The 16764-nt window shown below is 70.3% G+C and carries 16 protein-coding genes and 2 tRNA genes; 7 read left to right on the top strand and 11 right to left on the bottom strand.

The features are described 5' to 3' along the window. Positions 1-110: 110 nt before the first annotated feature. Entirely contained in the window at positions 111-401 is a 291-nt protein-coding gene (locus IEY86_RS09050; RefSeq protein WP_189131020.1) for a DUF6274 family protein, read from the top strand. 490 nt (positions 402-891) lie between these two features. Here the strand turns inward: IEY86_RS09050 and bldC are convergent, their stop codons facing one another. Continuing rightward, on the bottom strand, positions 892-1098 hold the full coding sequence (gene bldC / locus IEY86_RS09045) for a developmental transcriptional regulator BldC (RefSeq protein WP_003949541.1): 207 nt from the start codon (positions 1096-1098) through the stop codon (positions 892-894). Between the two features lie 557 nt (positions 1099-1655). Continuing rightward, positions 1656-2549 carry a DUF8083 family protein gene (locus tag IEY86_RS09040; protein WP_189131019.1) on the bottom strand — a complete coding sequence of 298 codons (894 nt, stop codon included), beginning with the start codon at positions 2547-2549 and terminating at the stop codon, positions 1656-1658. A gap of 177 nt (positions 2550-2726) precedes the next feature. On the opposite strand from IEY86_RS09040, the gene IEY86_RS09035 reads away from it, so the two are divergent. Beyond that, the gene (locus tag IEY86_RS09035; RefSeq protein ID WP_189131018.1) at positions 2727-3833 is read left to right on the top strand and encodes a Leu/Phe/Val dehydrogenase; all 1107 of its coding nucleotides are present in this window, start codon (positions 2727-2729) and stop codon (positions 3831-3833) included. Between the two features lie 313 nt (positions 3834-4146). Next, entirely contained in the window at positions 4147-4401 is a 255-nt protein-coding gene (locus IEY86_RS09030) for a DUF3073 domain-containing protein (RefSeq protein WP_189131017.1), read from the top strand. A gap of 104 nt (positions 4402-4505) precedes the next feature. On the opposite strand, the gene purM is transcribed toward IEY86_RS09030, so the two are convergent. The 3 genes from purM to IEY86_RS09015 all read right to left on the bottom strand — a co-directional run bounded on the left by purM (position 4506) and on the right by IEY86_RS09015 (position 8236). Then, positions 4506-5618 carry a phosphoribosylformylglycinamidine cyclo-ligase gene (gene purM / locus IEY86_RS09025; protein WP_189131016.1) on the bottom strand — a complete coding sequence of 371 codons (1113 nt, stop codon included), beginning with the start codon at positions 5616-5618 and terminating at the stop codon, positions 4506-4508. A 37-nt stretch (positions 5619-5655) separates the two neighbouring features. Continuing rightward, positions 5656-7215 (bottom strand): amidophosphoribosyltransferase, encoded by a 1560-nt coding sequence (gene purF, locus IEY86_RS09020; RefSeq protein ID WP_189131015.1) that lies wholly within the window; start codon positions 7213-7215, stop codon positions 5656-5658. Between the two features lie 232 nt (positions 7216-7447). Continuing rightward, positions 7448-8236: a maleylpyruvate isomerase family mycothiol-dependent enzyme gene (locus tag IEY86_RS09015; protein WP_189131014.1), complete on the bottom strand. Its 789-nt coding sequence runs from the start codon at positions 8234-8236 to the stop codon at positions 7448-7450. 159 nt (positions 8237-8395) lie between these two features. Here IEY86_RS09015 and IEY86_RS09010 point away from each other — a divergent pair, with 159 nt between their 5' ends. After that, positions 8396-8791: a nuclear transport factor 2 family protein gene (locus IEY86_RS09010; protein WP_189131013.1), complete on the top strand. Its 396-nt coding sequence runs from the start codon at positions 8396-8398 to the stop codon at positions 8789-8791. A gap of 106 nt (positions 8792-8897) precedes the next feature. On the opposite strand, the gene purL is transcribed toward IEY86_RS09010, so the two are convergent. From purL to purS, 3 genes are all read right to left on the bottom strand, one after another. After that, a complete protein-coding gene (gene purL / locus IEY86_RS09005) occupies positions 8898-11189 on the bottom strand; it encodes a phosphoribosylformylglycinamidine synthase subunit PurL (protein WP_189131104.1) in 2292 nt (763 codons plus the stop codon). Positions 11190-11378: 189 nt separating this feature from the next. Next, complete coding sequence (gene purQ, locus IEY86_RS09000; protein WP_189131012.1) at positions 11379-12056, bottom strand: phosphoribosylformylglycinamidine synthase subunit PurQ; 678 nt, start codon at positions 12054-12056, stop codon at positions 11379-11381. Next, positions 12053-12298, bottom strand: coding sequence for a phosphoribosylformylglycinamidine synthase subunit PurS (purS, locus tag IEY86_RS08995; RefSeq protein ID WP_189131011.1), 246 nt, complete (start codon positions 12296-12298; stop codon positions 12053-12055). Before purS ends, purQ begins: the two co-directional genes overlap by 4 nt. 237 nt (positions 12299-12535) lie before the next feature. On the opposite strand from purS, the gene IEY86_RS08990 reads away from it, so the two are divergent. From IEY86_RS08990 to IEY86_RS08980, 3 genes are all read left to right on the top strand, one after another. Further along, positions 12536-12853 carry a histone-like nucleoid-structuring protein Lsr2 gene (locus IEY86_RS08990; protein WP_189131010.1) on the top strand — a complete coding sequence of 106 codons (318 nt, stop codon included), beginning with the start codon at positions 12536-12538 and terminating at the stop codon, positions 12851-12853. Between the two features lie 155 nt (positions 12854-13008). After that, positions 13009-13080, top strand: a tRNA-Gly gene (locus tag IEY86_RS08985). Between the two features lie 112 nt (positions 13081-13192). Further along, positions 13193-13268 (top strand) — tRNA-Gly (locus IEY86_RS08980). Between the two features lie 192 nt (positions 13269-13460). On the opposite strand, the gene IEY86_RS08975 is transcribed toward IEY86_RS08980, so the two are convergent. The 3 genes from IEY86_RS08975 to IEY86_RS08965 form a co-directional block, all read right to left on the bottom strand. After that, positions 13461-14375: a phosphoribosylaminoimidazolesuccinocarboxamide synthase gene (locus tag IEY86_RS08975; protein WP_189131009.1), complete on the bottom strand. Its 915-nt coding sequence runs from the start codon at positions 14373-14375 to the stop codon at positions 13461-13463. A gap of 175 nt (positions 14376-14550) precedes the next feature. Then, positions 14551-15105 carry a hypothetical protein gene (locus IEY86_RS08970; RefSeq protein ID WP_189131008.1) on the bottom strand — a complete coding sequence of 185 codons (555 nt, stop codon included), beginning with the start codon at positions 15103-15105 and terminating at the stop codon, positions 14551-14553. Between the two features lie 29 nt (positions 15106-15134). Further along, the gene (locus IEY86_RS08965) at positions 15135-16610 is read right to left on the bottom strand and encodes a N,N-dimethylformamidase beta subunit family domain-containing protein (protein ID WP_189131007.1); all 1476 of its coding nucleotides are present in this window, start codon (positions 16608-16610) and stop codon (positions 15135-15137) included. Positions 16611-16764: the final 154 nt, after the last annotated feature.

The following is a 16764-nucleotide window of genomic DNA, read 5'->3' as shown; positions in this document are numbered from 1 at the left end:
TTCTCGGCTCCCGCCCTTGACGCAGACCCCCGCACCGTGGCTAGCTGTTCGCCAAGGGCGATTGGACGATCACATTGAGTGATTGACCGCGGGGGAGTCGGAGGGGTGAGATGGGGTCCGCCAGGCACGAGACCCGGGCGTTACTGCGCGCGCACCTGTCGGCCGCCGCTGACGGCGGCCACCTGACCCGTCACTGCGCCGTCTGCCACCGACTGCACCGGTTGGCGATGCTGCTGCCGGCCGAGCCGCCGGAGGACGCCGACGACGCCGTGGAGTCCTCCGGACCTCTGGAGCCGCCTGTGCCCCTGGAGCCGCCTGTACCTCTGGAGCGCCCCCGGGGGGCACCCGGCCCCCTCGACAGGGCGCTCGAGCCGACCCGTCGCGCGGCAGGGGAAGGGTGAACCCGCTCTGAACCGTCACCGCGAGCCCCGGCGCGCCCCGACGGCGTCCTCGGTGCCCTGGAGATCCCCGAGCGCCCCTCGGCCGACCGTCCGCGAAGGTGTGACCGGCGTCACGAAATGAGTTTTGATTACCTGGGAACTCCCCCACCCCTCCAGCACCATCAATTTAATATATGCAATTACACTGCTGTGGGAACGCTCCCTACTTGGCCGGATTGCACCCATGGAAGGCCGGATTCCAACCGGAGTGCCAGCCACCGCACCGGGCATGGACCCCTCATGCGAAAGGCCCCGGGGGTCAAGTACCCGGAGCCTGTGGAAGCCGGTGGAACTCGGCAAAACACACGAGAGACCGCAGCGGACCCGGCGGAGTCCGATGCGATCTCTCGTTGAAAGCCCTGATTGGACTGCCCCAGTTGGATACTGGGCGCCCGGTCCGGGGCGGGTGCTACGGGTTTGGGGGACCCGACGACACGCCTCGGAAGGGGTGTCAGGCCTCGCTGCGCTGCTGGGGAATGCCCGCCAGCAGAGCGCGGACCTCCGCCTCGCGGTAGCGGCGGTGCCCGCCGAGCGTGCGGATCGACGTGAGCTTGCCTGCCTTTGCCCAGCGCGTGACCGTTTTCGGGTCAACGCGGAACATGGTGGCGACCTCAGCCGGGGTCAGCAGCGGCTCGGCATCAGGGGTGCGAGCGGTCATGAGCGGCCTCCTCGGGAGAACCGAACCAACACGGTTCTTTCCTTCAAATTCTGCACCTTGACCCGCGATGCCCGAAATGGCGCACGCGAGCCGAGTCGGTAATAGGACGAACGGCTTGTCCTCGGCACTACAACTACACCATCTGTCCAGCCCCATCGGCCAAACCGATGGAATTGACCCCTCAGGTGCGCAACCTCGGCGGATGCCGATGGACCGTGCCATAACGGACGGTCACCCAAAGGTAACGATCAGTCACAGCGGGCCCACAGGCCCCCATCCCCCCTAAAGGTGTCGAACGTAGATCAATCCACTCGAAAGTGGATGGAAGCCCCGTTCCCGAGGTCGCTTGTCCTACTTTGGCACATGTGAAGCGCTGCTAACCAGATGTCCTCGAGTGCTCTCCGTCACGCTTAGGGCCGCTATACCCGGAACGGGACAAACGTCCCCCCGGAACAGCCCCGGACGGCCCGACCCGCCCGGGAAGCCCCGCCGACGTCCCCGCCGATGTCCCTGCCCACGCCCTCCGCCCGCCCCTCGCCCGGCTCCGGAGACCCCGTTCAGCTGGCGAACTGCAGTTCGCGGATCGTGCGCCACCGCTCCGTCAGACGCTCGTACGCGGCCCCCGCCCGCACCCCGTCGCTCTCCCGGAGCGCGGCCAGCCCCTCCGCCACATCGGCCGCCGAGCGGTCCCGCTCCAGCGCGTCCTCCGGGATCGCGTGGACCAGTCCGCCGTAGTCCAGCTCGACCAGGGACCGGGGATGGAAGTCCTCCAGCCACCGCCCGACCTCGACCAGCCCCTCGATCAGCGGCCCCTCGTCCATCGTCTCCTTGAGCACCTTCAGCCCCCGAGCCACCCGGCGCCTGGCCTGCACCATCGGCGTGCGGTACCGCAGCACGGGCCCGGAGCGCCGCTTGCCGTTCTCGGAGGCCTTCCCGGACTCCTCCGTCCCCTCCTCGGCCTCCAGCCGCCCCGGCTGGAACTCCCGCTCCTCGTCCCCGAAGAGCACGAACCAGCGCACCGGCACATGCCAGGTGCTGGAGAGGATCCACGGCCGCACATCGGGGTTGCGCTCGCGCCAGCGCTCGTAGTCGGACTCCACCTGCACCCGCACCACGGGCGGCAGCACGGCGTCCAGCACCGGAGGGGAGAACTGCTGCTTGAGCTCCTCGAGCGCCAGCCAGGACCGCAGCCTCGTGCGCCACGGGCAGATGTGGGTGACCCCGTCGACGAAGGCCACGAAGGCGTCCCGGCTCTCGTGTACGGGAACGGGCATCGGCGGCATCGGGACGAGATCCGCCAGCGACTGCCGCATCTCGTCCTGGGCGGTCGGCACATCGGCCGCCGTCGCGTATCCGTACCAGTGCGAGCGCTCGGGCTCCGGGAAGGCCGCCAGGGGCTCGTAGACACGCAGGTATGCGTTGTACGGCACCGCGATTGACGACTGCGCCACGCGCTCACTCCCTAGTGCCTCAAGTAAGGGCCGTCAGCATCGTCGCACGTGGCAGGGGTTCCTGGAGAGCGATCCGGGCCACTCGTCACAGCACGCGGACCCCAGGTTCTACGCTGTGCGCATCCTTCCCGCCCCAACCCCTGGCGGGACACCTTCTCGACATCGGGAGTCACCACCGTGACCGACGTACGTCAGGCCGACAGCGTGGTCAGCCGGCTGTTCACATCCGAGCAGGGCGGCCACGAGCAGGTAGTGCTCTGCCAGGACCGCGCCAGCGGCCTCAAGGCGGTCATCGCCATCCACTCCACCGCGCTCGGCCCCGGGCTCGGCGGCACGCGTTTCTACCCCTACGCCTCGGAGGACGAGGCGCTGGAGGACGCGCTGAACCTCTCGCGGGGCATGTCCTACAAGAACGCCCTGGCCGGGCTCGACCACGGTGGCGGCAAGGCCGTCATCATCGGGGACCCGGACACGGTCAAGAGCGAGGAGTTGCTGCTCGCCTACGGGCGCTTCGTCGCCTCTCTCGGCGGCCGCTACTTCACTGCCTGCGATGTCGGCACCTACGTGGCCGACATGGACGTCATCGCTCGCGAGTGCGCCTGGACGACCGGCCGCTCGCCCGAGAACGGCGGCGCCGGCGATTCCTCGGTCCTGACCGCGTTCGGTGTCTTCCAGGCCATGCGCGCCTCCGCCCGGGCACGGTGGGGCGCCCCGACGCTGCGCGGCCGCAGGGTCGGCATCGCGGGCGTCGGCAAGGTGGGCCACTACCTGGTCAAGCACCTGGTGGAGGACGGCGCCGAGATCGTGATCACCGATGTGCGCGACGAGGCGGTCGACCGCATCCGGGCCAAGCACCCGCAGGTGGCCGCCGTGGCGGACGCCGAGCGGCTGATCCGCGCCGACCTGGACGTGTACGCGCCGTGCGCCCTCGGAGGCGCGCTCAACGACTCCACGGTCCCCGCCCTGACGGCGACGATCGTCTGCGGCGCGGCCAACAACCAGCTGGCCCACCCGGGGGTCGAGAAGGACCTGGCCGACCGCGGGATCCTCTACGCGCCCGACTACCTGGTCAACGCCGGAGGTGTGATCCAGGTCGCGGACGAGGTCCACGGCTTCGACTTCGACCGCGCCAAGGCCAAGGCGGCCAAGATCTTCGACACGACGCTGGCGATCTTCGCCCGCGCGGAGGCCGACGGGGTGCCGCCAGCGGTGGCCGCCGACCGCCTGGCCGAGGCCCGCATGGCCGAGCGGGTGCCCGCCGACACGTGGATCCTGCCCGTCTGACCGGTGCCGCCGGACCGGAGGGCGCCGGGTCGGGGGCTGATCGGGGGCCGTCCGAACGGGGGTCGTGGACGGAACGGGACGAGTCCGGCCGCGTTGCGCGGGCCAAGACCGTAAAATCGGTGCTGACCAGCGGGAACGGGGCCGGATTCGGTACCCGCCGACCCCGTGGTCGTGCGGGCGGCGTACCGTACGGCCTCGGAAGCAGGTACCGTTGGTGGCCTACGGACCGGTCTTTCCTTCGAGGGACCGTTCCAGATCATGAACGCGTGTCAGACTCGGGGCCGTCGAGCCCCGTCGTTGAGGGGGTCGAGCCATGGGGCGCGGCCGGGCCAAGGCCAAGCAGACGAAGGTCGCCCGCCAGCTGAAGTACAACAGCGGTGGGACGGACCTTTCCCGCCTGGCCGAAGAGCTGGGCGCATCGACATCGCAGCCGGTGAACAACGAGCCGGTGCATGACGATGACGAGCTGGACGACGACCCGTACGCGGCGTACGCCGCGTACTACGACGACGATGATGACGACGACTACGGGGACGGCGAGTCCGGCTCCAACCGTCGTCGCGCCTGAGTCGCGAGGGATTGTCTCTCACGGACCCGGTCCGGGGCATTTGCCCAGGACCGGGTTTCGTCGTGCCTCCGTACCGGGCGCGGCCCGACCCGGTCCTGACCGGGTTATGCCCCGGCCGGGTGGTCGCCGCTGAGCGCCGCGGCCTCGGGTGCGGTGTCGGAGCGGTCGACGACGTCGCCGAGCACCCATGCCTCGACGTCGCGGTCGGCCAGCACGGACAGGGTCACGTCCACCGACTCCTGGGGGACCACGGCCACCATGCCGACGCCCATGTTCACGGTCCTCTCCAGCTCCAGCCGCTCCACGCCGCCGAGCTCCCCGACCATGGTGAACACCGGGGAGGGGGTCCAGGTGCCGCGGTCGAGGCGGGCGCTGAGGTGGTCGGGAACGACCCGGGCCAGGTTGGCCGCCAGGCCCCCGCCGGTGATGTGCGAGAACGCGTGGACCTCGGTGGTGCGGGCGAGCGCGAGGCAGTCCAGCGAGTAGATCCTGGTCGGCTCCAGGAGTTCCTCGCCGAGGGTGCGGCCGAACTCCGGGACCTCGCGGTCCAGGCTCCAGCCGGCCCGGTCGAAGAAGACATGGCGGACCAGCGAGTACCCGTTCGAGTGAAGTCCCGAGGCGGCCATCGCGATCACCGCGTCACCTGATCGGATACGGTCCGCGCCGAGGACCCGGTCGGCCTCCACGACGCCCGTACCGGCGCCGGCGACGTCGTACTCGTCCGGATCCAGCAGGCCCGGGTGCTCGGCCGTCTCACCGCCGACCAGGGCGCATCCGGCCAGCACACAGCCCTCGGCGATGCCCTTGACGATGGACGCGATCCGCTCGGGGTGGACCTTGCCGGTCGCGATGTAGTCGGTCATGAACAGCGGCTCGGCGCCGCACACCGCCAGGTCGTCCACGACCATGCCCACGAGGTCCCGGCCGATGGTGTCGTGCTTGTCCATCCGCTGGGCGATGGCGACCTTGGTGCCCACACCGTCCGTGGAGGTGGCCAGCAGGGGCCGCTCGTAGGACCGCAGGGCGGAGGCGTCGAAGAGCCCGGCGAAGCCGCCGAGGCCGCCCACGACCTCGGGACGGGTCGCCTTGCCCACCCACTGCTTCATGAGCTCGACGGCGCGGTCGCCCGCCTCGATGTCGACGCCTGCGGCGGCGTAGCTGGAGCCAGAGGTCGAACCGGGAGTCGAGCCGGGATTCGAACCAGGAGTCTCGGACACGAGAGTGCTCTTTCGGGTGTCGTTGTGCGGGGGTCGGCTACGGGCGGCGCAGCGCGTCCGACGCCCCGGGGCCGCCGAGCAGGCCGGCGACGCCGTCCACGTCGGTTCGGGCGGGGGCGGCGGCCTCGGACTCGAGCAGGTGCTTGCCGAGCAGTTCGGGGTCCGGCAGGTCGATGGGGTACTCCCCGTCGAAGCAGGCACGGCACAGGTTCGGCTTGGCGATCGTGGTCGCCGCGACCATCGAGTCGATCGAGATGTAGGCGAGGGAGTCCGCGCCGAGCGACTTGCCGATCTCCTCGACGCTGAGGCCGTTGGCGATCAGCTCCGCGCGAGTGGCGAAATCTATGCCGAAGAAGCACGGCCACTTGATCGGCGGGGAGGAGATCCGGATGTGCACCTCGGCGGCGCCGGCCTCGCGGAGCATCCGCACCAGAGCGCGCTGGGTGTTGCCGCGCACGATCGAGTCGTCGACGACGACGAGGCGCTTGCCCCGGATGACTTCCTTCAGCGGGTTGAGCTTGAGCCTGATGCCGAGCTGCCGGATGGTCTGGCTGGGCTGGATGAAGGTACGGCCCACATAGCTGTTCTTGACCAGACCGGAGCCGTAGGGGATCCCACTGGCCTCGGCGTATCCGACCGCGGCGGGCGTCCCGGACTCCGGCGTCGGTATGACCAGATCGGCCTCGGCAGGGGACTCCTTGGCCAGCCTGCGGCCCATCTCGACGCGCGAGAGGTAGACATTGCGGCCCGCGATGTCGGTGTCGGGGCGGGCGAGGTAGACGTACTCGAAGACGCAGCCCTTGGGCTTGGCGTCGGCGAACCGGGAGGCCCGCAGGCCGTCCTCGTCGATCGCCACGAGTTCGCCCGGCTCTATCTCGCGGACGAAGGAGGCTCCGACGATGTCCAGCGCCGCCGTCTCGGAGGCCACCACCCAGCCGCGCTCGGTGCGGCCGAGGACCAGTGGGCGGATGCCCTGCGGGTCGCGGGCGGCGTAGAGGGTGTGCTCGTCCATGAAGACGAGGGAGAAGGCGCCCTTGACCTTGGGCAGGACGCGCAGCGCGGCGTCCTCGATGGGGAGCGGCTTGCCGTCCTCGTCGGTCTGGCCCGCCAGCAGGGCGGTCACCAGGTCGGTGTCGTTGGTCGCCGCCACCTGGGCCGCGCGTCCGCCCGAGGTGGGCAGCTCGGCCACGAGCTCGGCGAGCTCGGCGGTGTTGACCAGGTTGCCGTTGTGACCGAGGGCGATCGAGCCGTTCGCCGTCGCGCGGAAGGTCGGCTGGGCGTTCTCCCAGACCGAGGCACCGGTCGTCGAGTAGCGGGCGTGGCCGATGGCCAGATGTCCGCTGAGCGAGCTGAGGGAGGTCTCGTCGAAGACCTGGGAGACCAGGCCCATGTCCTTGAAGACGAGGATCTGGGAGCCGTTGCTCACCGCGATTCCCGCGGACTCCTGTCCACGGTGCTGCAGTGCGTACAGCCCGAAGTAGGTGAGTTTGGCGACCTCTTCGCCCGGAGCCCAGACACCGAAGACGCCGCAAGCGTCCTGGGGGCCCTTCTCGCCGGGGAGGAGATCGTGGTTGAGTCGTCCGTCACCACGTGGCACGTCACCGAGTCTAGGGCAGGTCGGCACGTCGGCCGAACGAGGAAGGGCCCCAGGGGTCGTCCGGGCCCGTCCGGGCGGGGCGACGACCGGTGGCAGTGCTGGTGAGCACGGAAACGATCTCGCGTCCCGCCCGCCGCGATTGAAGCGCAGATCACACCCGAGGGGCCGCGAGAGGGCGGGGAGTTGGCGGCGAGGAGGCCCGAAGCGGACCGGCGCGGGCCCGAAGCCGGGGCTACCCCAGGACCGGGAGGAGCTCCGAGAGGTCCGAGCGCTCGCCGCTGGCTGTGATGTGCGCCTCATCCGCGGCCCGGGCCCAGGACAGGCGGCCCGAGGCGAGCCGGAGCCAGGTCAGCGGGTCGGTCTCCACGACGTTCGGCGGGGTGCCGCGGGTGTGCCGGGGGCCGGCCACGCACTGCACGACGGCGAACGGCGGCACCCTCAGCTCCACCGCTCCGCCGGGCGCCTTGTCCGCGAACGCGTCGGCCAGCAGCCGGGTCACCGCCGCCAGCGCCTGCCGGTCCAGCGCCACCTCCACGCCCGTGGCCGCCGCCAGGTCGTCCGCGTGCACGACCAGCTCCACGAGCCGGGTGACGGCGAAGTCGGCCACGGGCAGCGTCCCCGGCCAGATGTGGACCAGCCGGTCGGGCAGGGGGCCCGCCAGGGCCCCGTCCAGCTCCTCCACGGCGGCGTCCAGCCGTGCCACCGGGTCCGGGGTCTCCCCGGCGACCGAGCGGGTCTGGGCATCCAGGCGGTCCGCGAGCGAGGCGGTGGACCGCGCCCAGCGCACCGGGGACAGATCGGCCGGCCCCGCCGCGGGCTCCTCCCCGAGGACGCGCGGCAGCGCCTCGGTCTGGAGGGCGATGTGGACGATCAGCTCGCCCACCGTCCAGTCCCCGAGCCGGGTCGGGTCGGCGAAGCGCTCGGGGTCCAGGCCCCTGGCCGCCTGTCGTAGGGCGTGGGCCTGGGCGAGGACGGCCTTGCGGGTCCTGTCGGGGTCGTAGGAGCGGGAACGCGGCGGCATGAGGGGGAGCGTAATGGGGCGGGGCGACACCGAACCTGGACAGCCTCACCGAACCAGGCGGACGATAAGGATGAAAGCTGACATCCCAGGACACGCTGATATCTCAGGACACGCTGACATCTCAGGAAGTGTTCCTGGAAACGAAGGGTGTGAGTGGTGATGGCTGAACATCCGGACTGCGCCTTGGTACGCAGGGGCTACGAGCTGTTCAACAAGGGCGACATGGAGACGCTGGCCACGATGATGACGCGGGACTGCGCCCACCATGTGCCCGGCAGCAACCCGCTGTCAGGACACCACAAGGGCATCGACAACGTCATGGCGCTCTACCGGCGCATGGGCGAGATGACCCAGGGCAACATGCGGGGCGAACTCGAAGGACTCTTCGCCGACGGGCGCGGACACGTCATGTCGGTCCACCGGAACGTGGCCGAGCGCGACGGCCGCGGCTACAACCAGCGCGGCGGCATCTTCTTCACCATCGTCGGCGGGAAGATCTCCGACCTCGACGAGTGCGTCGAGGACATCGACCTCGAGGACGAGTTCTGGAGCTGAGCGAGCGCGGACCTCCATGGGTCGGCCCCGCCCCGGTAAACGGGAGCGGGGCCGATGGACATCCGGCTCGGGCGAGGTCGGCTCGGACGAGGTCGGCTCGGACGGATCAGGCGAGCAGGGCGGGGATGGTCGACTCCCCGGCCTCGCGCAGGTCCTCGAGGCCGATCGCGAACTGGCCCTGGATGTCGAGGCTGTCGCCGTCCACGACACCGATCCGCGTGGCGGGCAGGTTCCTCGCCCGGCACATGTCGGTGAAGCGCAGCTCCTCGCTGCGGGCCACGGCCACCACGGCACGGCCGGTCGACTCGCTGAAGAGGGCGACGAACGGGTCGGCGCCCTCGGGGAGCACGATCCTGGCGCCCCTGCCGCCGCGCAGGCAGCTTTCGACCAGCGCCTGCACCAGACCGCCGTCGGACAGGTCGTGGGCGGCCTCGAGCATGCCGTCCCTGGAGCCCGCGATCAGGACCTCGGCCAGCAGCCGTTCGCGGTCGAGGTCCACGGCCGGCGGAAGCCCGCCGAGGTGGCCGTGGGCGACCTGGGACCACGCTGAGCCGCCGAGCTCCTCCTTGGTGTCGCCGAGGAGGTAGAGCAGATCGCCCTCCGAGGCGAACCCGATCGGGGTGCGGCGGGTCACGTCGTCGATCACGCCGAGCACCGCGACCACTGGGGTCGGGTGGATCGCGGCGGCGCCGGTCTGGTTGTAGAGCGAGACATTGCCGCCCGTGACCGGGGTGCCGAGCTCCAGGCAGGCGTCGGCCAGGCCCCGGCAGGCCTCGGCGAACTGCCACATGACCGCGGGGTCCTCCGGCGAGCCGAAGTTCAGGCAGTCCGAGACGGCGAGCGGCTTCGCACCGGACGCGGCGACATTGCGGTACGCCTCCGCCAGGGCGAGCTGCGCGCCCGCGTACGGGTCGAGCTTGGTGTAGCGGCCGTTGCCGTCCGTGGCCACCGCGACGCCGAGGTTGGTCTCGTCGTCCACGCGGATCATGCCGGAGTCCTCCGGCTGCGCCAGCACGGTGTTGCCCAGCACATAGCGGTCGTACTGGTCGGTGATCCAGGACTTGGACGCCTGGTTCGGGGAGGCGACCAGCGCCATGACCGCCGCCCGCAGCTCGTCCGGGGTCCCGGGGCGGGGCAGCTTGTTGGCGTCGTCCTGCTGGAGCGCGTCCTGCCACCGCGGCCGCTCGTACGGGCGGTGGTAGGTCGGGCCCTCGTGGGCGACGCTGCGCGGGGGGACGTCCACGATCTGCTCGCCGTGCCAGAAGATCTCCAGGCGCTCGCCGTCGGTGACCTCACCGATCACGGTGGCGATGACGTCCCACTTCTCGCAGATCTCGAGGAAGCGGTCGACCTTGTCGGGCTCGACGATGGCGCACATGCGCTCCTGCGACTCGCTCATGAGGATCTCCTCGGGCGAGAGCGTCGCGTCGCGCAGCGGAACGGTGTCCAGCTCCACCCGCATGCCCCCCGAACCCGCGCTGGCGAGCTCGCTGGTGGCGCAGGAGAGGCCGGCGCCGCCGAGGTCCTGGATGCCGGCGACCAGCTTCTCCTTGAAGACCTCCAGGGTGCACTCGATGAGGAGCTTCTCCTGGAACGGGTCGCCGACCTGGACGGCGGGCCGCTTGGCGGGCTTGCCCGTGCCGGAGGCGCTGTCGCCCGCGGCGTCGAAGGTCTCCGAGGCCAGCACGGAGACGCCGCCGATGCCGTCGCCGCCGGTGCGGGCGCCGTAGAGGATGACCTTGTTGCCGCTGCCGGAGGCCTTGGCGAGGTGGATGTCCTCGTGCTTCATCACGCCCACGCACAGGGCGTTGACCAGGGGGTTGCCCTGGTAGCACTCGTCGAAGACGACCTCGCCGCCGATGTTGGGCAGGCCCAGGCAGTTGCCGTAGCCGCCGATGCCCGCCACGACGCCCGGCAGGACGCGCTTGGTGTCGGGGTGCTCGGCGGCGCCGAAGCGCAGCGGGTCCATGACGGCGACCGGACGGGCGCCCATCGCGAGGATGTCGCGCACGATGCCGCCGACGCCGGTGGCCGCGCCCTGGTAGGGCTCGACGTAGGACGGGTGGTTGTGGGACTCCACCTTGAACGTGACGGCGTAGCCCTGGCCGACGTCCACGACGCCCGCGTTCTCACCGATGCCGACGAGCATGGCGTCGTTCTCGGGGGCCTTCTCGCCGAACTGCTTGAGGTGGACCTTGCTGGACTTGTACGAGCAGTGCTCGGACCACATCACCGAGTACATGGCCAGCTCGGCGCCGGTCGGGCGGCGGCCGAGGATCTCGCGGATGCGCTCGTACTCGTCCTGCTTGAGCCCGAGCTCGGCCCACGGCTGCGCGGAGTCCGGGCTCTGCTCGGCATTCTTCACGGTATCGNCCGGGCTCTGCTCGGCATTCTTCACGGTATCGAGGGTCACGCTCGCTCGCTCCTTCGCGCGACAGTGGTCCAATAGCCGCCGAACGGGGCGCTCAGTCGCTCACTCGCCGTTCCGGTGTCAAGGGTCACGCTCGCTCGCTCCTTCGCGCGACAGTGGTCCAATAGCCGCCGAACGGGGCGCTCAGTCGCTCACTCGCCGTTCCGGTCTCGAGAGTCATGCGTCCACCAGTCGCTTCAGGATCGAGGCGAAGAAGCCGAGCCCTTCGGTGGTCGGGCCGGTCAGCGGCTCGACGGCGTGCTCGGGGTGCGGCATGAGGCCGACCACGTTCCCGGCCTCGTTCGTGATACCGGCGATGTCGCGCAGCGAGCCGTTGGGGTTGACGTCGAGGTAGCGGGCGATGACCCGTCCCTCCGCCTCCAGCTCGTCCAGCGTGCGCTCGTCCGCGGTGTAGCGGCCGTCCATGTTCTTCAGCGGGACGGTGATCTCCTGGTCCTGCTCGTACGCGTTGGTCCAGGCGGTGTCCGCGTTCTCGATACGCAGGCGCTGATCGCGGCAGACGAAGTGCAGATGATTGTTGCGCAGCATGGCGCCGGGCAGTAGGTGCGACTCGGTGAGCACCTGGAAGCCGTTGCAGATACCGAGGACCGGAAGGCCGTCCTTGGCTCCCGCAATGATCGTCTCCATCACCGGAGAGAAACGCGAGATGGCGCCGGCGCGCAGATAGTCGCCGTAGGAGAAGCCGCCGGGCAGGACCACCGCGTCGACCTGGCGCAGATCGGGGTCGCGGTGCCACAGGGCGACGGGTTCCGCGCCCGCGAGCCGGACCGCGCGCTGGGCGTCACGGTCGTCGAGCGATCCGGGGAATGTGACTACTCCGATACGAGCGGTCACGATTCCACCTTCACGGCGAAGTCTTCGATGACAGTGTTCGCGAGGAACGTCTCCGCCATCTCACGGATACGGGCGAGGGCGGCATCATCGACCGGCCCCTCCACCTCGAGTTCAAATCGCTTGCCCTGTCGAACATCGGAGATTCCTCCAAAACCCAGGCGCGGCAGTGCTCGCTGCACCGCCTGGCCCTGGGGGTCGAGAATCTCCGGCTTGAGCATGACGTCGACGACGACGCGTGCCACTGGCACTCCCGGTGGTGTGGTGCGTGAGGCTGTCCCCACAGGGTACCGGCCCTTCGAGGGAGCCTTCCCCTCCGGACCTTGATCACAGTTGGGCATCACCCCGTGCCACCCCTGTAGAAAACCACAAAGTAAACGTATCTTTCCCTTCCGGGAACTGGGCTCCGCAATATGCGGCGGTATATGTTCGCCTGGACAATTGAAAACACCGGGATACTCCGACCATAAGGACCGACATCCATGGCTCAGCGCGTAGTGGTCACCCTCTTCGACGACATCGACGGCGGTGAAGCGGCAGAAACGGTCTCCTTTGGCCTCGACGGAAAGACGTACGAGATCGACCTTTCCTCGGCCAACGCCGACAAATTGCGTGACGCGCTCGCCCCCTTCGTCGGTGCCGGCCGCCGCCGCAGCAAGTCGGGCCGGGCGTACCGCACGACGTCCGTCGCGCCGGACCCGGCCACCGTGCGCGCGTGGGCCCGCTCCCACGGGATGGACGTTCCCCCGCGCGGCCGCATCCCCAAGAAGGTCTACGAGGCTTTCGCCGAGGCGAGCTGACTTCCCGCCACCGGCCCGAGCGCGGCCCCCGCCCGACCGTCAACATGGCGGGCGGGGACCGCACTTGAACGGATTGGACAGGCACCCCGGTTGATCCGCTATGGTTCTGGCACGCGCCGGGGACACGGGCCGCAAGGCAAGTGGAACCGGATCTCGCGGGTGTAGCTCAGTAGTAGAGCGCCCCCTTTCCAAGGGGGAGGCGCAGTGTGCAATCCCTGTCACCCGCTCTGACTCCCTCCCGGGAGCCTCCGCAAGGGCACCGCCCGAGCACTCCGGAGGATCCGGTAGAGTAGTCCTCGCACCGGCGGCCCCGAGAGGGAATCCGCTCGGCGGCACCATGCGGACGTGGCTCAGTTGGTAGAGCATCACCTTGCCAAGGTGAGGGTCGCGGGTTCGAATCCCGTCGTCCGCTCCACATACGAAGGCCCCACTCGATCGAGTGGGGCCTTCATCGTTGCCGGGGACCGTCTCGCCGGGGATCGCGCCGCCGGGGACCGTCTCGCCGGAGAACGCCCTGGCCAAGGACGGCCGTTCCCGGGTCCGCGGGCGGGGGCGACGGGCGCGCCGGGCCCGGTGCGGGGCCCGGCGCGTGCGTATTGGGGGTGGCTCAGGCCCAGGGAGTGCCGGTCAGGCGCTCGTACGCCTCGATGTACTTGTCCCGGGTGCGCTCCACGACGTCCTTCGGCAGCGGGGGCGGGGGCACCTCGGACGCCCGGTCCCAGCCGGACTCGGCGGACGTCAGCCAGTCGCGCACGTACTGCTTGTCGAACGACGGCTGGGAGCGGCCCGGCTCCCACTGCTCCGCCGGCCAGAAGCGGGACGAGTCCGGCGTGAGGACCTCGTCGGCCAGGACGAGCGTGTCACCGTCGAGCCCGAACTCGAACTTGGTGTCCGCCAGCACGATCCCGCGGTCCCTCGCCATGTCCCTGGCCCGCCCGTAGACGGCGAGGGTGGTCTGGCGCAGCTGGGTGGCCGTCTCGGCACCGACCTCGCGGGCGACCTCCTCGTAGGAGACGTTCTCGTCGTGCTCGCCGACCTCGGCCTTCGTCGCCGGGGTGAAGATGGCCGCGGGCAGCTCCGAGCCGTCGACCAGGCCCTCGGGGAGGGCGAGGCCGCAGACCGTGCGGTCGCGGTTGTACTCGACGAGGCCGGAGCCGGTGAGGTAGCCGCGGGCCACGCACTCGACCGGGAGCATTCGCAGGGAGCGGCACACGGTGGTGCGCCCGGCCCAGTCGGCCGGGGCGCCCTTGGGGAGTTCCCCGACCGTGTTGAGCGGCCGGATGATGTGGTTGGTCACCAGGTCGGCGAGCTGGTCGAACCACCACAGGGAGAGCTGGGTGAGGACGCGCCCCTTGTCCGGGATCTCGGTGGGCAGCACCCAGTCGTACGCGGACATCCGGTCGCTGGCCACCATCACCAGCTCGCCCTCGTCGTTCTGGTAGAGGTCGCGCACTTTCCCGGTGTGCAGATGCACCAGGCCCGGGACCTGTACAGGCTCGGGTTTGTCAACAAATCCGGACATGTGTCCTCCCCGCTCGTCTGGGCCGCTACCGATTCTCTCCTACGTAGCGGTATACGGCCCCTCTGGGCCCGCCCGATGGTATGGAGCCCCACGACGGGTACATGATCCAGCGGTGTGAGTCCCGCGAGGTGAAGCCCGCCGGTACGGGGCCGGGCGGTCAGGGGACGCCGGGCGGTCAGCGGACCACGAAGACCGTGGTGCCCACCGCGGAGAACCTCCAGAGCCGGTCGCCCTCGGCGGGGCGCACCCGTATGCCGCCCGTCCTGCGGCCGGGTACCGGCTTCGGCGACGAGCCGTCCACGGCGGCGGAGAAACCGATCCCCCGGGCGGTGCCGAAATATACGACATGTTCAATGGCGACGCCGTCGCCTCCCGTGGTCGCCTCCTTCCTCGCGTAGACCCGCTGTTCGCCCAGTGCCGGATCCAGCGTTCCCGGCCACACCGGGAAAGTGGCGATCTGCGCTCCGGTCGAATCCACCAGCCACGCCCGGTCCTGGCTCAGTGAATAGACGACCCGCTTTCCCGTTCCCGACTTCCCCGGAACGGCGGGGGATTTCGGCGGGCGCGGCTTGCCGCTCGGACGCGAGGGTCCCGCGCTCGGTGTTCGCGCCTTCCCGGCGGAGTGTTCGGCCGGGGATCCGTCCGCCTGGAAAGCGAGAACGGAGAGCGTGACGAGCGCTGACGCTGTGAGACCTGTCACGGCGATCCAGGACGGTATCGGTCGGGCCATGGCGCGATCGTATCCGGGCCGCGAGCGGGCTAGCCGCGCTTGCAGAGGCGGTCCAGGAGGTTGGCGGTGGTGCGCTGGATGCGCTCGTCCACGTGACCCGGGCGGTCGAGCGCCGGTGACCAGGCAAACGTTCCCGCGGCGAAGACCAGCGCTCCGCTGGGCGCGCGGTACAGCGACGTCTCCTGGTGACGGCGCACCCCCTGGGTGTCCTCGTACGGGGAGTGGGCCAGCAGGATCCGCCCCCGGTACTCGGGCAGGGCGGTCCGCGGGTAGTAGCGGTCGGCCTCCCCGGCGACGAGCCCGGACAGCTCGTCTCCCTCCCCCGCACCCGTGGCCTCCCACATCCAGTGGTCGGCGTTCCGCACGACCAGGGGGGCGGGCTCGGGGACCCGGCCGGCGTACTGGATGCCGAGCAACAGCTGCTCGGGCATGCCGGCCTCCCGCCACAGCGCCGAGCGGCCCCGCCGGTCGCGGCGGTGCTTGCGGCACCGCAGAAGCCGGTCCTGGTCCCCCGAGGGGGAGGGGCCGAGTTCCACTTGCCAGTACATGGTGTTGGCGGAGAGGAACACCAAAGACGTTCCTGCATCCCTGGCCCGCTCGACCGCCTTGCGCATCGGGGCGGTCCAGTACTCGTCGTGACCTGCGAAGACCAGGCCGCGGTAGCGCGAAGGATCGATCCGCCCGGCATGCAGGTCCCGGGTGTCGGCGTGGGCGACGTCGTAGCCCCACCGGTCGGCCCAGCGGATGAAGTCGTAGGCATGGCCCACGTGGAGCGGCAGCCCCGCGCCCGCGTAGGGGCGGTCGAACGAGACGGTGACCGCGGCCTCGTCCTCCCCCAGCAGCCGCCCGTGCTCGTCCCAGGCGTGGTAGAGGCTCGCCCCCGTGCGGCCGTCCTCGGGATAGAGGTTGTACGCCTGCCAGGTCAGGTCCGGCAGGACCAGCAAGAGGTCGGCGGGCCGGTCGTCCCGGACGGTGAACGGGATGTGGCTGCGGTATCCGTCGGCGGTGGTGAGCACGGCGACGTACGCCCCGCTGCTCCAGTAGGAGGGGATCTGGAGCCGCCAGGACAGCCACCAGTGGTGGCAGGAGACGGTCCGCCCGGCCACGAGCGGCATCGGCTGCACGATCCCCGACAGTCTCGGGCTCGCGGTGATGTGCCGGGCGCCGTCCCCGCCGTAGTGGCCGATGCGGTAGACGTCCACGCTGAACTGCTGCGGCGGATCGACGGTGATCCGGAAGTCGATCGACTCCCCCGGGGCCACGGAGCCGGAGGAGGCGAAACCTTTGATCTGGCGGTGGACGTCGTCGGCCGTGCGGGGCTCGGTGTGGGTGCCGGTCGAGCCCGCCCGGCCGTCGGCGGGCCGGGCGTACCAGGGCACCACCTGCCCCTTGTCGTCGAGGTACTGCTCGCTGTCGCGCAGCCAGGGCAGAGGGCCCTGTCCGAACGGGTCGCTGACGGCGTGCGCCAGCGCACCCGACTCCCAACGCCGGATCTCCGTACCCACGACGTGTCGCCTCCCGGCCCTGCCCATGCTTCCCCCGTCCGGCTCCAGCACATCACAATCAGCACCAGAGCCGTAACTGTTCGTGGCGAATCTGTTGCACCGCGGGCCGGGGCGGCCGTCGCCGAGCCCGCCCGCCGCGTCGGCCCCAGTCGGT

The organism is Wenjunlia tyrosinilytica, from assembly GCF_014646055.1.
Lineage (GTDB): Bacteria > Actinomycetota > Actinomycetes > Streptomycetales > Streptomycetaceae > Wenjunlia > Wenjunlia tyrosinilytica.
This window is presented reverse-complemented; position numbering and strand designations above follow the sequence as displayed.

What these genes read in the sequence shown, in the direction of transcription:
- IEY86_RS08990 (WP_189131010.1), top strand. Translation starts at nt 12,536, where the DNA reads ATGGCTCAGCGCGTAGTGGTCACCCTCTTCGACGACATCGACGGCGGT.
- bldC (WP_003949541.1), bottom strand. Translation starts at nt 1,098, where the DNA reads ATGACCGCTCGCACCCCTGATGCCGAGCCGCTGCTGACCCCGGCTGAG.
- IEY86_RS09015 (WP_189131014.1), bottom strand. Translation starts at nt 8,236, where the DNA reads ATGCCGCCGCGTTCCCGCTCCTACGACCCCGACAGGACCCGCAAGGCC.
- IEY86_RS09030 (WP_189131017.1), top strand. Translation starts at nt 4,147, where the DNA reads ATGGGGCGCGGCCGGGCCAAGGCCAAGCAGACGAAGGTCGCCCGCCAG.
- IEY86_RS09010 (WP_189131013.1), top strand. Translation starts at nt 8,396, where the DNA reads ATGGCTGAACATCCGGACTGCGCCTTGGTACGCAGGGGCTACGAGCTG.
- IEY86_RS08975 (WP_189131009.1), bottom strand. Translation starts at nt 14,375, where the DNA reads ATGTCCGGATTTGTTGACAAACCCGAGCCTGTACAGGTCCCGGGCCTG.
- IEY86_RS08970 (WP_189131008.1), bottom strand. Translation starts at nt 15,105, where the DNA reads ATGGCCCGACCGATACCGTCCTGGATCGCCGTGACAGGTCTCACAGCG.
- IEY86_RS09050 (WP_189131020.1), top strand. Translation starts at nt 111, where the DNA reads ATGGGGTCCGCCAGGCACGAGACCCGGGCGTTACTGCGCGCGCACCTG.